General features: G+C 43.4%; 14 protein-coding genes. 10 read left to right on the plus strand and 4 right to left on the minus strand.

From position 1 onward, the window contains the following. Positions 1 to 458: 458 nt before the first annotated feature. Positions 459 to 830 carry a hypothetical protein gene (locus I585_RS09960; RefSeq protein WP_010741638.1) on the minus strand — a complete coding sequence of 124 codons (372 nt, stop codon included), beginning with the start codon at positions 828 to 830 and terminating at the stop codon, positions 459 to 461. Positions 831 to 1014: 184 nt separating this feature from the next. On the opposite strand from I585_RS09960, the gene I585_RS09965 reads away from it, so the two are divergent. After that, complete coding sequence (locus tag I585_RS09965; RefSeq protein WP_010741639.1) at positions 1015 to 1452, plus strand: universal stress protein; 438 nt, start codon at positions 1015 to 1017, stop codon at positions 1450 to 1452. A 28-nt stretch (positions 1453 to 1480) separates the two neighbouring features. Here I585_RS09965 and I585_RS09970 read toward each other — a convergent pair whose 3' ends face one another. Further along, a complete protein-coding gene (locus I585_RS09970; protein ID WP_010741640.1) occupies positions 1481 to 1801 on the minus strand; it encodes a DUF960 domain-containing protein in 321 nt (106 codons plus the stop codon). Positions 1802 to 1991: 190 nt separating this feature from the next. Between I585_RS09970 and I585_RS09975 the strand changes: the two genes are divergently transcribed. Next, positions 1992 to 2885, plus strand: coding sequence for a diacylglycerol/lipid kinase family protein (locus I585_RS09975; protein ID WP_010741641.1), 894 nt, complete (start codon positions 1992 to 1994; stop codon positions 2883 to 2885). Between the two features lie 19 nt (positions 2886 to 2904). After that, on the plus strand, positions 2905 to 3312 hold the full coding sequence (locus I585_RS09980; RefSeq protein WP_010741642.1) for a pyridoxamine 5'-phosphate oxidase family protein: 408 nt from the start codon (positions 2905 to 2907) through the stop codon (positions 3310 to 3312). 49 nt (positions 3313 to 3361) lie between these two features. Here I585_RS09980 and I585_RS09985 read toward each other — a convergent pair whose 3' ends face one another. Then, complete coding sequence (locus I585_RS09985) at positions 3362 to 4621, minus strand: MFS transporter (RefSeq protein WP_010741643.1); 1260 nt, start codon at positions 4619 to 4621, stop codon at positions 3362 to 3364. A 427-nt stretch (positions 4622 to 5048) separates the two neighbouring features. Between I585_RS09985 and I585_RS09990 the strand changes: the two genes are divergently transcribed. From I585_RS09990 to I585_RS10015, 6 genes are all read left to right on the plus strand, one after another. Next, entirely contained in the window at positions 5049 to 5615 is a 567-nt protein-coding gene (locus tag I585_RS09990; protein WP_010741644.1) for a glycerol-3-phosphate responsive antiterminator, read from the plus strand. 174 nt (positions 5616 to 5789) lie between these two features. Further along, the gene (locus I585_RS09995) at positions 5790 to 6566 is read left to right on the plus strand and encodes an SDR family oxidoreductase (protein WP_010741645.1); all 777 of its coding nucleotides are present in this window, start codon (positions 5790 to 5792) and stop codon (positions 6564 to 6566) included. Between the two features lie 65 nt (positions 6567 to 6631). Further along, the gene (locus I585_RS10000) at positions 6632 to 7753 is read left to right on the plus strand and encodes an ABC transporter ATP-binding protein (protein WP_010741646.1); all 1122 of its coding nucleotides are present in this window, start codon (positions 6632 to 6634) and stop codon (positions 7751 to 7753) included. An 11-nt stretch (positions 7754 to 7764) separates the two neighbouring features. Beyond that, complete coding sequence (locus I585_RS10005; protein ID WP_010741647.1) at positions 7765 to 8385, plus strand: ABC transporter permease; 621 nt, start codon at positions 7765 to 7767, stop codon at positions 8383 to 8385. Positions 8386 to 8389: 4 nt separating this feature from the next. Further along, entirely contained in the window at positions 8390 to 9298 is a 909-nt protein-coding gene (locus tag I585_RS10010; RefSeq protein WP_010741648.1) for an osmoprotectant ABC transporter substrate-binding protein, read from the plus strand. Continuing rightward, on the plus strand, positions 9298 to 9915 hold the full coding sequence (locus I585_RS10015; RefSeq protein ID WP_010741649.1) for an ABC transporter permease: 618 nt from the start codon (positions 9298 to 9300) through the stop codon (positions 9913 to 9915). The genes I585_RS10010 and I585_RS10015 overlap by 1 nt, the downstream gene beginning before the upstream one ends. An 82-nt stretch (positions 9916 to 9997) precedes the next feature. Here the strand turns inward: I585_RS10015 and I585_RS10020 are convergent, their stop codons facing one another. Continuing rightward, on the minus strand, positions 9998 to 10711 hold the full coding sequence (locus tag I585_RS10020; protein WP_010741650.1) for a MurR/RpiR family transcriptional regulator: 714 nt from the start codon (positions 10709 to 10711) through the stop codon (positions 9998 to 10000). Between the two features lie 203 nt (positions 10712 to 10914). Between I585_RS10020 and I585_RS10025 the strand changes: the two genes are divergently transcribed. Then, positions 10915 to 12402 (plus strand): FAD-binding oxidoreductase, encoded by a 1488-nt coding sequence (locus tag I585_RS10025; RefSeq protein WP_010741651.1) that lies wholly within the window; start codon positions 10915 to 10917, stop codon positions 12400 to 12402. Positions 12403 to 12446 lie beyond the last annotated feature (44 nt).

A 12446-nucleotide genomic window follows, 5' to 3' on the forward strand; every position in this document is an offset into this window, starting at 1 on the left:
AAGTACGCAAAAAACAAAAAAAGAAACCTCCAAGTAATTGGACAGTTCCTTTACAGCAATATCTTTAAAATGAAATAGACAATAATCCAGAATAGGATGCAAAAAGCAAAAATAAGTCGATAGATGATGTGTCTTGGCTGGCGGTAAAGCCATTCGTAAATTTTTTTCATAGTAAAAATCCTTTTTATTCAGTGATTCTGACAGGAAAATCTGTCACCAACTGGAATGCTACCGCAATGGAGGAGAGAAGTAAAGCAGGGAAGATCAAAAAAACACGGCTGCGAATTTCACAGCCGTGTTTTACTATCCAAGTGTGGACGGCTGGAATCGAACCAGCACCTCTATCTTAAATGCGGACTACATCACTGAACGAGTAAAACACCAAGTTCATCCACGACTATAAGTATAGCGAAGCGGCTGGGAATTTGAAAGAATACGTATGTTTTATTAAAAAATTATTATACTTTGACCTTTTTCTCGTACTCTTCGCCGAATTCTCTGGCGATCATCCAGCCATAGCTTTCAGTAATAGCCGCAGCGGTAGAGCCGTTGACGATGTTGCCGGCAACTGGAAGCTTTCCAGCTAAGAAGCGTGCAGTCATTTGACCTGCTTTTTGTGCTAAAAATTGTGTCGCTAAGGCTTTTGCGGCGCCTTCTTCAAGTTTGATATGAAAAACTTTGCCCAAAGCGATCACCATGGCGGTTTGGATCGGCAGCAAGACGGTCGCATCTGGAAATGGCAGTTGAGCCATCCCGGCACCGACTCCTGCGGCAGCCGACGCAGCACTGTGAATGATGAGATGGGCTTTTCTTCGTTGTATTTTGTTCATCTCGGAATCTCCTTACCCGTTTGTTGAAGAAAGTTTAGCATCTTAATCAGAAAAGGACAATTTATCCAACCTTCCTTAAAGCAGTTTTAATGATTCCAAAATTAAAAAAACGAGGAGAAACGTTTGTTTTCATTTTTCCTGTGATTGCTGGAATGATAAACTAGGGGTGAAAGGGGCGGCAAAAATGGTTGATGAATATAAAAATATTTTAGTAGCAGTAGATGGTTCTGAACAATCCAAAAAAGCGTTTGATGAAGCGATCAATATCGCGAAGAGAAATAACGGCAAGCTGACCTTGGCAACAGTGATCGACACGGCTAGTTTTAGCGGAACGACCGGAGGAAATTCGATTCCATTGATGCAGGAAGTCCACGAAAAAGCCCAGAAAATCATCACAGAGCTGGAGCATCATCGAATCGCCGAGGAACAGGAAGTTCATTTGACTTCGCAGATCATCGCGGGAAATCCTAAGCGGGAAATCGTAGAGCTGGCCGAAAAACTTGAGATAGATTTGATCGTTATGGGAGCCACCGGTTTAGGGGCATTATCCTTGCTGCTCGTTGGTTCGACAACCGCCTATGTGGTAAATCAGGCGCCATGTAATGTCATGGTAGTAAAATAAATACACAAAAATCGTCTGACCGGTAAAGTCAGACGATTTTTTCGTCTAAAGTCATGAGTAATTCGTTCCCGTCATCATAGACATACATGACTTTAGGAAATTCCACCTCATCGTAGGCTTCGACATATGGTGCTGTGATTCCATCGGAAAAATAAGGATCATTTTGTGAATACACGACACTCAGTGTTCGAGCCATTTTGTTTTTGAAAAAGTGAAAACGTTGTGGTGAAGTAAGCGGCAAGCCCTTCATGGGACGGATAAAAATCATATGCCAAATTTCTTGCTGCATATGCTCAGGAACGACGTCAAAAGGGACATCGCTGCGGCGTGTTTTGGTTGGTTCAAACATTTTCTCAGCCCTTTCTTTGCTTTATCATAGCAGGTTTTTTTTAGAAAAAAAGCAAAAGCAATTAATTTCTAGGAATTTAGTTCGTTAAAACTGTTTTTTTAGATTAAAAATGATAAGGTGAAGGGGAAAAGAACAAGAGATTTCGCACTTGAAATCAATTTTGAACGACAAATGAATGAGGGTGAAACAGATGCGTTATGGAATTTTTTTTAATCCTAATGCTGGAGATGGCGATGCAGAAGAATTAGCCAAGAAAATGCGTGAAAAATTTGAACAAGCCGGACATTCGGCCGATTTTTTGACCGCACCTGATCCTGATCAGGCAATCGAAGAAGTCAAGAGTGCTTTGGATGATCACGACGGTATCGTAGCGATTGGCGGCGATGGTTCGCTGAATATCGTAGGGACGGCATTTGTTCAAGCAGGAAAGTCATTGCCGCTTGGAATTATCCCAGGAGGGACCATAAATAATTTCGCAAAACGGTGGCATTTGCCAATGGATGAGGAGGCCGCAATGGATGTGATCATTGCTGGTCATCAGCGCAAGGTGGGAATCGCGGCCTGCCAAGATCGACAAAAGGCGGTCATTAGCTCCTTTACTTTTGGCTCATTTGCGGATATTTCAAATGAGGTTCGTCAAAGTGAAAAACGGAAATTTGGTTTGATCGTTTATCCTTTGAAGGCGCTCAAACAAATTGGGAAAGATACTTCTTATCCTGTAGAAATTACGGCAGACGATTATCATGAGAAACTGAAAGTTTGGTTTGCCTTATCTACGACCACGCATTCGATTGGCGGAAGAGAGTATGTAGATTCAGATCTTGACGACCTGCATGTCAGCATTTTGCATAATATGCGCTTTCGGAAATTACTTCAGCTTCTCCGCTTTGTTTTTACTGGTCGGCTAAAAGATTCAGATGCAATGACTTATTTAGAGACGAGCAAGTTGGAGTTAAAACCGCTGACAGACAAAAAGATCTATTCCCGAATTGATGGGGATAAGGGTCCGGCATTACCGTTAACCGTGGAATTTCTGGCCGATTTTGTGCCGCTTTATGTACCAGAAGAAGATGAAAAAAACTAAGGATCGGAGGAGTTTAAAAATGGATAAAAACATGGAAACATTGTTGGCTAATGCCGATACATTTATGTTGATCACAATGGACAATCGCGAGTTTCCTCATGCGATCGCAGTTTCCCCGCCGCTGGAACGAAATGGCTTCTACTATTTCAAATTCTATATCAATGGTGAGGGACGTACGGCAGAAAACATTCGTCATAATCGAATCGGCAGTCTTTTTTGTTTCGACAAAGAAAAACATGAGAGTGTTTCGTTGAAAGGCTATCTATTTGTTGAAGAATTAGTTGAGTATAAGAAATTAGCTGCTCAACTGAATGAGTTTCAAAAAGGCTTGAATTACGAACACCCGGTTATCGCGATTTTTGAGACCTTAAGCGTTAAACATTACGAGAATATGCACGGCGAATTTTTAGATGTACCGGAAAAATAAAAAGAAAGTTTCGTCCCTCGAATTTAAAGGGATGAAACTTTCTTTTTGCTTAATCTATTTCAGCTGTAGCGGTACCTGAAGCTTTGGCTTTTTTGATGATCATAGTAAGAACCAATGAGAAGACGATACAGCCAATCCCCATTGCAATGGCATACATGAACATCATGTTGAAGCCGGCTTTACCAGGATTTGCGTCTAACCAGCCGCCGATCATTGTATACATGAAAACATCTGGCAAGTAGCCTAAACATGAAACGATCCCAGATACACGACCGGTCATTTCAACTGGGAAGCCAGCGTCATCAATAATCGCGAAGTATTGACTGCGTACTACGTAGATAAAGAACAATCCGAAGATAAAGTTCGCTATTACAGCGGTCAATAAGCCAGCGCCAACCGGTAAAACTAAGAAGCCGGCAAAACAAAGTGTCAGTAAAGCAGCACCGCCGATAATTACGCGAAGTCGCGAACCTAATTTATCAGCAATAATCCCGCCGATGATTCCGCCGGCCGCCTGAACTAAATAACGCATCCCGCCAAGTGTGGTTCCGCCTGCGACAGATAATCCATAAACATTGATGGCGTAAGTGTTGATGTATCCTAAAATACCGTAAATACTATAAGCGAAGAATACGATTGCGACCAATACCCAAGTACGCGGCATTTTCAAGGTCTTAAACATTCCGATAGCAACTTTTGATAGAGGCTCTGTATGAGTTTCTGCTGCAGTGTCTTCAATAACAAACCAATTTAAAATACCAATAATGATAACAGCGATCGCACATACGCGAATAGCCCAAGTTGTACCTAAAACTTCATTTGAGAAACGACTGTAAACGAATGTCATCCCGAATACCAGCAACGCGTTCAAAAGTCCGCGCAATCCTTCTTGCCAACCGAATAAACGTCCTTGTTCTGAGCTGTCGCCCAACATCCGAGTAGCTTTAATCGCGGCAGACCAGTAGGTGATGATGGTCGAAACCCCCATTAAAACGAAAATCAATCGGCTGATTTGGAAGCCCGGGAAAGTTGAAAACCAAAAGCCCAAGACACCCGTAATCAAGAATGAAAAGGTCAGCAACTTGCGAGCTGAGAATTTATCGGCAACGATCCCGCCGACAAAGTAAGAAAATGTCGCCATAGTGGCATAACCCGATGAAAGCATCCCCATTTGTGCGTTGGTCAGATCCATCGCCTTTTGGATCGGAACATAAAACGTCTCCCGAATGTAAGGAAGCTGAAAGATAATCCCAGCGCCGGCCGATAATAGCAATAATGTTCCCCATTTTTTAACTGCTTGTTTGTTCATATAACACCCTCCTGCTTGTGAATTGTTTTACAAAAAACAAAAAAGAAGCAACGCTTAAGTAAGCGTTACTTCTCTCTGGTCTCCAGCAACACCCAAAGTATAGAATTTAATGAAAGCGATGTCAACATCTTTTTAAACCTAAATTTTTCAGAAAAATAATCTCAATGAATATTTAGCGGTAAAAAAGTAGGGAAAACCTTGATAAATCAACGAATAATTTTGACTCAGCCTTTTTTCGAGAGATTGACGTAACGTCTGTTTTCCCTTAGACTGTGGAAATACAGCAGCCGCGGAAATGATTCTTTTGAGAGATTGGCGAAATCAATTCAGGAAATAGATTTCGGATCGCACAAATTTTCATGAAAGGGCTTGTGAGATATGCTAGAATGAAAGCGTATTAAATTACTTGGTAGGGATAAGGATAAAAATGAAAAAGAAAATTATTCAAATGATGGAAGACAACCCATTGATTGCTGCCATCAATAGTAAGCGCAGTTTTGAAAAGGCCTTGACCTGCGAAAGTGATATCATCTTTGTCTTGTATGGCGATGTTTGCAGCATCGTAGACATTGTCGATCGGCTAAAGGAAGCCGGCAAGATCGTGATGGTGGATGTGGACTTGATCGATGGCTTGGCTACCAAAGAGACGGCGGTCGATTATTTGAAGCGAGCCACGCGAGCAGATGGGATCATCAGCTCGAAATCAATCTTATTAAGGGCCGCAAATGCCAGAGGATTGTTTACGGTTCATCGCTTCTTCCTAATTGACTCAAAATCGTATCATAATTTACCGAAGCAATTAGGGACGTCAAAGGCGGATGTCGTGGAGGTCTTACCTGGTGCGATGCCAAAGGTTTTATCATGGGTACAAGATGTCGTGGATGTACCAATCATCGCCAGCGGACTCGTTTGTGACAAGGAGCTGGTAATGACGGCATTGCAGGCAGGAGCAGTAGCCATTTCAACAACCAACATGGATGTTTGGGAAATATAAAAAATTAAAACGGTCGTTGTTGCTAAGAGGACAGAGAAAAGCGGACACCAGCTTATTTGGTGTTCGCTTTTTTGTTTTGGATTTATCTATGTATGGCCTAACGAACACGTTGCATCAGTAACGGATTGAACGAGTTTGCGCAGCCTTTATCACACACTAACAGGGGGAAGATAAATGGAAATCACAGAATTCGGTATGGATTTTTTTTCATTGGAGGGAAAAGTCGCCATCGTGACTGGGGGGAATACCGGTATTGGGCGGGCCTTTTCATTGGCATTGGCAAAAAGCGGAGCAAATATCCTTGTTCCCAGCTTGATCGATGATGACGGTACCACGCAAAAAATTATTGAGGAGACTGGCTCATGCTATGTCTTCATGGAAGTGGATTTGACCGAAGAGGGCGTTCCCCAACAGGTGGTGGAGCATTGTGTGGAGGTTTTCGGCACCGTTGACGTGCTGATTAATTGTGCCGGGCTGTATCTTGCAGCCGATGTGCGCCAGTTCGACCGCTCAAAATGGGACCCGATGATCCAGCTGAATCTGACCGCGGCTTTTGAGATGGCTCATGAGGCAGCCAAAGTAATGATTCTGCAAAAGAGCGGCAAGATTATCAATATCTGCTCCTTGTTTTCATACTTAGGCGGCCAGCAATCTCCGGCAAATGCCGCAGCGAAGCATGGATTGGTCGGGTTGACCAAGGCATATTGCGACGAATTAGCCCAATACAATATTCAAGTGAATGGAATCGCGCCAGGGTATTTAGCTACGGATATGACTAAGAAGGATCGCGAAGACCCTGAGATCAACCAGCAAGTCTTGGCACACGTCCCCGCCAATTATTGGGGAGAGCCAGCGGATTTGATGGGGGCGATTATTTATTTAGCGAGTCCCGCTTCAAATTTTGTTAACGGACATATTTTACCAGTGGACGGCGGCTATTTAGTCCGCTAGCGACTGTTTGTTGCGGCAAGCTTTTTTGCCGCGACGTATTACATAATGGATGGAGGAATCATTTTATGATCGAGTTTGAACAGGTAGAGAAAAGGTATGGCGAAGAGGCAATCGCAGTCCACCCATTTGATTTGACGATTGAAGATAATCAATTTATTTGTGTCATCGGTACCAGCGGGAGCGGGAAAACCACGCTGGTGCGGATGATCAATCGAATGATCGAACCCTCAAAGGGGATTATTAAGATCAATGGGCAAGATGTCACCAAATTGAACGAAGACGAGCTGCGGCGAAAAATCGGCTATGTGATTCAGAACATCGGCTTATTTCCTCATATGACCATTCGGGATAATATTATGATCGTTCCGAAGCTTTTGAAATGGAGCGAAGAAAAGAAGGCGGGAATTGCGGAGCGCTTGATTCAACGGGTAGATTTGCCGTTAGAATTTTTGGAACGCAAACCGAAAAATCTTTCCGGCGGACAGCAGCAGCGGATCGGAGTAATCCGCGCATTAGCCGCCAGCCAAGATATTATTTTAATGGATGAACCCTTTGGCGCCTTAGATCCAATTACGCGGGATGCCTTGCAGGAGATGATCAAAGGTCTGCAGCAGGAAATGAAAAAGACGATTGTTTTTGTGACTCATGATATGGATGAGGCGATCAAGCTGGCTGATAAAATCATCATCATGGATCATGGTGAACTCGTTCAATATGACGAGGTTGAAACGATCCTTGAACATCCGGCGAATGATTTCGTGGAAGAATTGATTGGGAAGCGCAAGCGCAACAGTTATTACAACAATGAAATGACCGTGGCCGATTTGATGGTGAAGCGGGTCGAGGCTATTTCGATCAGCAAGTCGATCACCGATGCGATTCGTCAAATGTCCGAAAAGAAGGTGGACACGCTGCTAGTGGTGGACGATCAGCGCTGCTTAAAAGGCTTTGTCGATATCAACTTTATTGAACGAAATATTTCTAAACTAAAGCCGGCTTCGTCGGTTTTCGAGGTCATGGGAAAAGATACGGCCAGCGTTAATCAAAATGACCGTGTGGCCGATGTGATCGAGCCGCTAATCAACCATACCTTTAAATATTTGCCGGTAGTGGATGATGAGGACCATCTTGTCGGGATCGTGACCCGATCGTCCTTGGTGTCGCTTGTACAGGAACAGTTGCAATAGGAGGTGATGACATGAGTTTTTGGTCCGAATACGGAAGTGAAATAGTATTAAAATTTTGGGAACATTTTTATTTATCCTTTTTAGCGATTTTTTTAGGAATTCTAGTGGCGGTTCCTTTAGGCGCGTGGCTGACCCGTGTGAAAAAAGGGTCTGAGACAGTCATCAAAGTGGTCGGTGTGTTTCAAACGATTCCTTCGCTGGCGCTGCTTTCCATCATGATTCCTTTTTTCGGGATCGGTAAGATTCCAGCGGTCATCGCCTTGTTCTTATACTCATTATTGCCAATTTTGCGCAACACTTATGTCGGTATCAAATCGGTGGATGCGACCTATTTGGATGCCGCAAAGGGTATGGGAATGTCGCAAATGCAGCGTTTATTGCAAATCGAATTGCCTTTAGCAATGGGCGTTATCATGGCGGGCATTCGGGTATCGACGGTCTATGTTATCTCTTGGACGACTTTGGCCGCTTATATCGGTGCCGGCGGTTTGGGCGACTATATTTTCAATGGATTGAACCTTTATCGGATGGACCTGGTGCTGATGGGGACGATCCCAATTACGCTGCTGGCGTTGATTTCTGACGCGCTTTTGAAACGCTCTGAACAAAAATTAACGATGGATCGAGGGTGAGTCGATGAAAAAGCGAAATGTACTTTTAGCGGCGATGATCCTGTTGTTCGGCAGCTTTATTGTGCGGAATTTTACCGCCAAAGACGATACGATCACGGTAGCCGGAGGAGTCACTTCGGAATCGCAGATCTTGGGAAATCTCGTAGTCGAACTGCTCCAGCATTCGACGGATAAAAACATTGTCTATCTGAATAATTTAGGTTCGGCGAATTTGATGCATGAAGCGATGGTTCGCGGCGATTTGGATATTGCTCCGACTCGTTATACCGGAACCGATTTGATCGGTACGCTAGGACTGCCGACGGAAAAAGATCCGGATAAGGCCTTAAAAATCGTTCAGCGGGAGTTTGATAAACGGTTTGGTTTTGATTGGTTCCCTAGCTATGGTTTTTCGAACCAATTTACCTTTATGGTGACACAGGAAACGGCCAAAAAATATGATTTGAAAAAGGTTAGCGATCTGCAGAAATGTGCGGGAAAAATGCGTTTGGGTTCGGATCAAACGTGGTACAAGCGGGAAGGCGACGGCTATAAGGGCTACACTGAAGCGTATAAAACCAAGTTTCAGCGAGTCTATCCAATGCAGGTCGGGCTGCTGTATGATGCCTTGGTCGCTGAGGAGCTGGATGTGATCCTAGGCTATTCAACCGATGGCCGGGTCGGCAGTTATGATTTGGTCATGCTGGAAGACGATTTAAAATTCTTCCCGCCGTATACTGCCAGTGTCGTTGTTTCGGGAGAGACGCTGAAAAAATACCCCGAGCTAAAGCCGATCTTATTGAAACTGCAAAATACGATTGATACGGAAACCATGCAGCGTTTGAATTACGAATCAGATAATGAGCTGCTGGAGCCAAAGATTATTGCGCGCCGTTTTTTAGAGAAGCATAACTTTTTTGAGGAGGGAAGCTGATGTTTGATAATCTTGTTCAATACCTAAGTGAAAACTCTTCTTACCTGATCACACAATTCGGAGTTCATGTGTATATCTCGGTGATTGGTGTCGTGTTGACCTTCTTGATCGGTTTTCCTTTAGGGATTCTTTTATCGGAGCGGCCAAAGCTTTCGGATATCGTGATCGGGATCATCAATGTGATCCAAACCATTCCCTCGATTGCGATGTTGACCGTTCTTTTGATTTTGATGGGGCTAGGGCAGAATACGGTCGTGGCTACCGTTGTCTTGTATTCGCTGCTGCCGATCGTGAAAAACACCTATGTTGGCTTAGTCAATGTGGACCCGATGTACGTGGATAGTGCCAAAGGAATCGGCATGAATCGTTATCAAATTTTATATATGATCAAGATTCCGTTGGCGATGCCGGTGATTTTAGCCGGCGTTCGAAATGCTTTGGTGATTTCTGTCGGGATCACAACGATCGGCTCATTTGTGGGAGCCGGCGGGGTCGGGGATGTGATCTTACGCGGGATCGCGATCACGGATGGCGGACCAATCATTATCGTAGGGGCCGTTTTGTGCGCCTTTATCGCTATGATGATGGACTGGCTGTTTGATTGGATCATGAAATAAGCGGGTCTGTTCAACGTGAAAGTCGCTTGCTGAGAACAAGCAGCGACCAGCAAATGAATCACAAAAAAATGACCTTCGCGAATTATTCGCGAGGGTCATTTTTTGTCAGCTTGCGGATGACTTCTTCGATGTACATCAACAAGATCGTTCGGGTCTTTTCGTGGGATTTCAAGTGTTCCTCTTGGTGAGACTTGGTTAAGAAGATGATCTCACTGGCATCGAGGGACAAGTCGGTATTCATTTCCTCCATGACCAATAATGATTTGGCATGGTGTTTTTTGGCTTCTTCGAATAAAGGATCGAAATTCGCGAATTTTCCCGCGACGGAAAAAATCAGCAGCAGCGAGTCATCCGTCAACAAATCAGGAATCAAGGAAGGCTGACTTACACGAATGACATTTTTGTTCAAGGTGAAGTTCAGCTTATATTCAAAATATTCCATACAGAAGTTTGTTGGGCCGTACCCAAACAATAAGATTTTTTCTGATTGCTGGATCAAATCGGCCAGATAATCAACGGAGGATGCATCGAAGTTTTCCATGAAGTCTTGAATACGGGCAAATTCACTATTTAATTTTTTTTGTTTGACTAATTCCTTCCCGGCTAAGAAGCGCGAATATTCCTTATAGCCTGAGAAGCCCATTTTTTTAACCAGCTTAGAGATCTTTGAAGGAGAAACGTCTGCTAGTTTCGCGGCTTCGGTGATTGTCATCTGCGGCTGGTCTTGGCTGGCCGTCATCAAACAGCGATGAATCTCTATTTCCAGATCATTTAACCGATCCAATTGAATCTTCATTGCGGTGCCTCCTTTATGATACATCAAGAATAGCATAGCAAAAGACAAAAAAGCAAATAAAAAGTGGAAAATTTTCCAAACAGTTCAATAAAGTTGAAAAAAAGTAGAAAATCTAATTAAATTTTAATGTAAAATGAATTTCAGCACTTTATACTGAACTCAGGAAAAGCGCTTTCGAAAAAAAGATGAATGGAGCTAATTGAATGAATTCTGAAACATTGGTGAAAGAAGCAATCATTAAAGACGTAAAGAACATCGTTTCTGAAGAGCAGGTCGTTACGGATCGCGAAACATTGTATGATGCGTCCTCTGACCGCTATCGTAAATACATGAAAGCAAAAGGAGTATTAGACAATCCGCTGCCGACTGCAGTCGTTTATCCTAATAATCCAGAAGAAGTGAAAGAGCTTTTGATGTATTGCAACGAAAATGATATCAACGTCATTCCCCGCAGTGGACAAACTGCAACAGAAGGCGGCTTGGAAAACTGGAAAGATCTAGCATTAGTGATCGATGGATCGCATATGAACAAAATTTTGAAGATCGATCCTTATAACATGCAAGCGACTGTTCAAGCAGGTGTGCCGTTGCAAGCATTAGAAGATGAATTAAGAAAAATCGGCTACACTACCGGACATTCGCCGCAATCAAAACCAATCGCGCAATACGGCGGATTAGTGGCAACACGCTCAATCGGACAATTTTCTACCTTATACGGCGGAATCGAAGATATGGTCGTAGGGCTTGAATGTGTCTTCCCGAATGGGCATATCTCGCGTATCAAAAATATTTCTCGTCGTGCTGGCGGCCCAGACATTCGCCACATCGTTATCGGAAATGAAGGAACGTTGTGCTATATCACGGAAGTAACAGTGAAAATCTTTAAACATTATCCAGACAACAATAAATTCTACGGCTACCTAGTGAACGATGTAGAAGATGGAGTGAAGGTCCTTCGCGAAGTGATGGTCAACGGATATCGTCCATCTGTTGCTCGGACGTACTCGCCGGAAGATGCGCGTCAGCACTTCTATCATTTCTACGAAGACAAATGCGTCTTGATTTTCATGGCTGAAGGCCCAGAAGGTATTGTTGAAGCGACTGGTAAGGGAATCGAAGAAGCGGTTGAGAAATTCAAAGACGGTATCGTGAAGCAAGTGGATTCTCAATTGATCGAAAACTGGTTCAACCAATTGAACTGGACACAACAAACGATTGATGATGAAGTTCAGGGCATGATCGATAACGACAAACATGATGGCTACACTACCGAAGTATCAGCGGATTGGGAAACAATCACTAAGATTTACAACAACGTAATCGACAGAATTCGCAACGAGTTCCCGCGTGCTGATGATTTGACGATGCTGGGCGGACATTCTTCACACAGCTATCTAAACGGTACAAACATGTACTTCGTTTATAACTATGACATCAACTGTGAACCAGAAGATGAAATGAAGATCTATCACCATCCGATCCAAGCGATCATCGTAGAAGAAACGCTGAAATTAGGCGGCTCAATGTGTCACCATCACGGTATCGGCAAGTATCGTAACGAATGGACAAAAGAAGAGCATCAATCTGCGTACTATATGTTAGAAAGCCTGAAAGAAGTTTTCGATCCGAAGGGTGTCATGAGTTTCGGAAATATTTATCCCGTTCAAGAAGGCTTGAAGTATCAAAAATAAAACAGGATTCATTCGAGGGCGAGTCTTCGCCCTTGAATGAGAAT

This window comes from Enterococcus malodoratus ATCC 43197 (genome assembly GCF_000407185.1).
In the GTDB taxonomy this organism is placed as follows: domain Bacteria; phylum Bacillota; class Bacilli; order Lactobacillales; family Enterococcaceae; genus Enterococcus_A; species Enterococcus_A malodoratus.

Coding starts and splice junctions, on each gene's coding strand:
- I585_RS09960 (WP_010741638.1), bottom strand. CDS start 830: ATGAACAAAATACAACGAAGAAAAGCCCATCTCATCATTCACAGTGCT.
- I585_RS09965 (WP_010741639.1), top strand. CDS start 1,015: ATGGTTGATGAATATAAAAATATTTTAGTAGCAGTAGATGGTTCTGAA.
- I585_RS09970 (WP_010741640.1), bottom strand. CDS start 1,801: ATGTTTGAACCAACCAAAACACGCCGCAGCGATGTCCCTTTTGACGTC.
- I585_RS09975 (WP_010741641.1), top strand. CDS start 1,992: ATGCGTTATGGAATTTTTTTTAATCCTAATGCTGGAGATGGCGATGCA.
- I585_RS09980 (WP_010741642.1), top strand. CDS start 2,905: ATGGATAAAAACATGGAAACATTGTTGGCTAATGCCGATACATTTATG.
- I585_RS09985 (WP_010741643.1), bottom strand. CDS start 4,621: ATGAACAAACAAGCAGTTAAAAAATGGGGAACATTATTGCTATTATCG.
- I585_RS09990 (WP_010741644.1), top strand. CDS start 5,049: ATGAAAAAGAAAATTATTCAAATGATGGAAGACAACCCATTGATTGCT.
- I585_RS09995 (WP_010741645.1), top strand. CDS start 5,790: ATGGAAATCACAGAATTCGGTATGGATTTTTTTTCATTGGAGGGAAAA.
- I585_RS10000 (WP_010741646.1), top strand. CDS start 6,632: ATGATCGAGTTTGAACAGGTAGAGAAAAGGTATGGCGAAGAGGCAATC.
- I585_RS10005 (WP_010741647.1), top strand. CDS start 7,765: ATGAGTTTTTGGTCCGAATACGGAAGTGAAATAGTATTAAAATTTTGG.
- I585_RS10010 (WP_010741648.1), top strand. CDS start 8,390: ATGAAAAAGCGAAATGTACTTTTAGCGGCGATGATCCTGTTGTTCGGC.
- I585_RS10015 (WP_010741649.1), top strand. CDS start 9,298: ATGTTTGATAATCTTGTTCAATACCTAAGTGAAAACTCTTCTTACCTG.
- I585_RS10020 (WP_010741650.1), bottom strand. CDS start 10,711: ATGAAGATTCAATTGGATCGGTTAAATGATCTGGAAATAGAGATTCAT.
- I585_RS10025 (WP_010741651.1), top strand. CDS start 10,915: ATGAATTCTGAAACATTGGTGAAAGAAGCAATCATTAAAGACGTAAAG.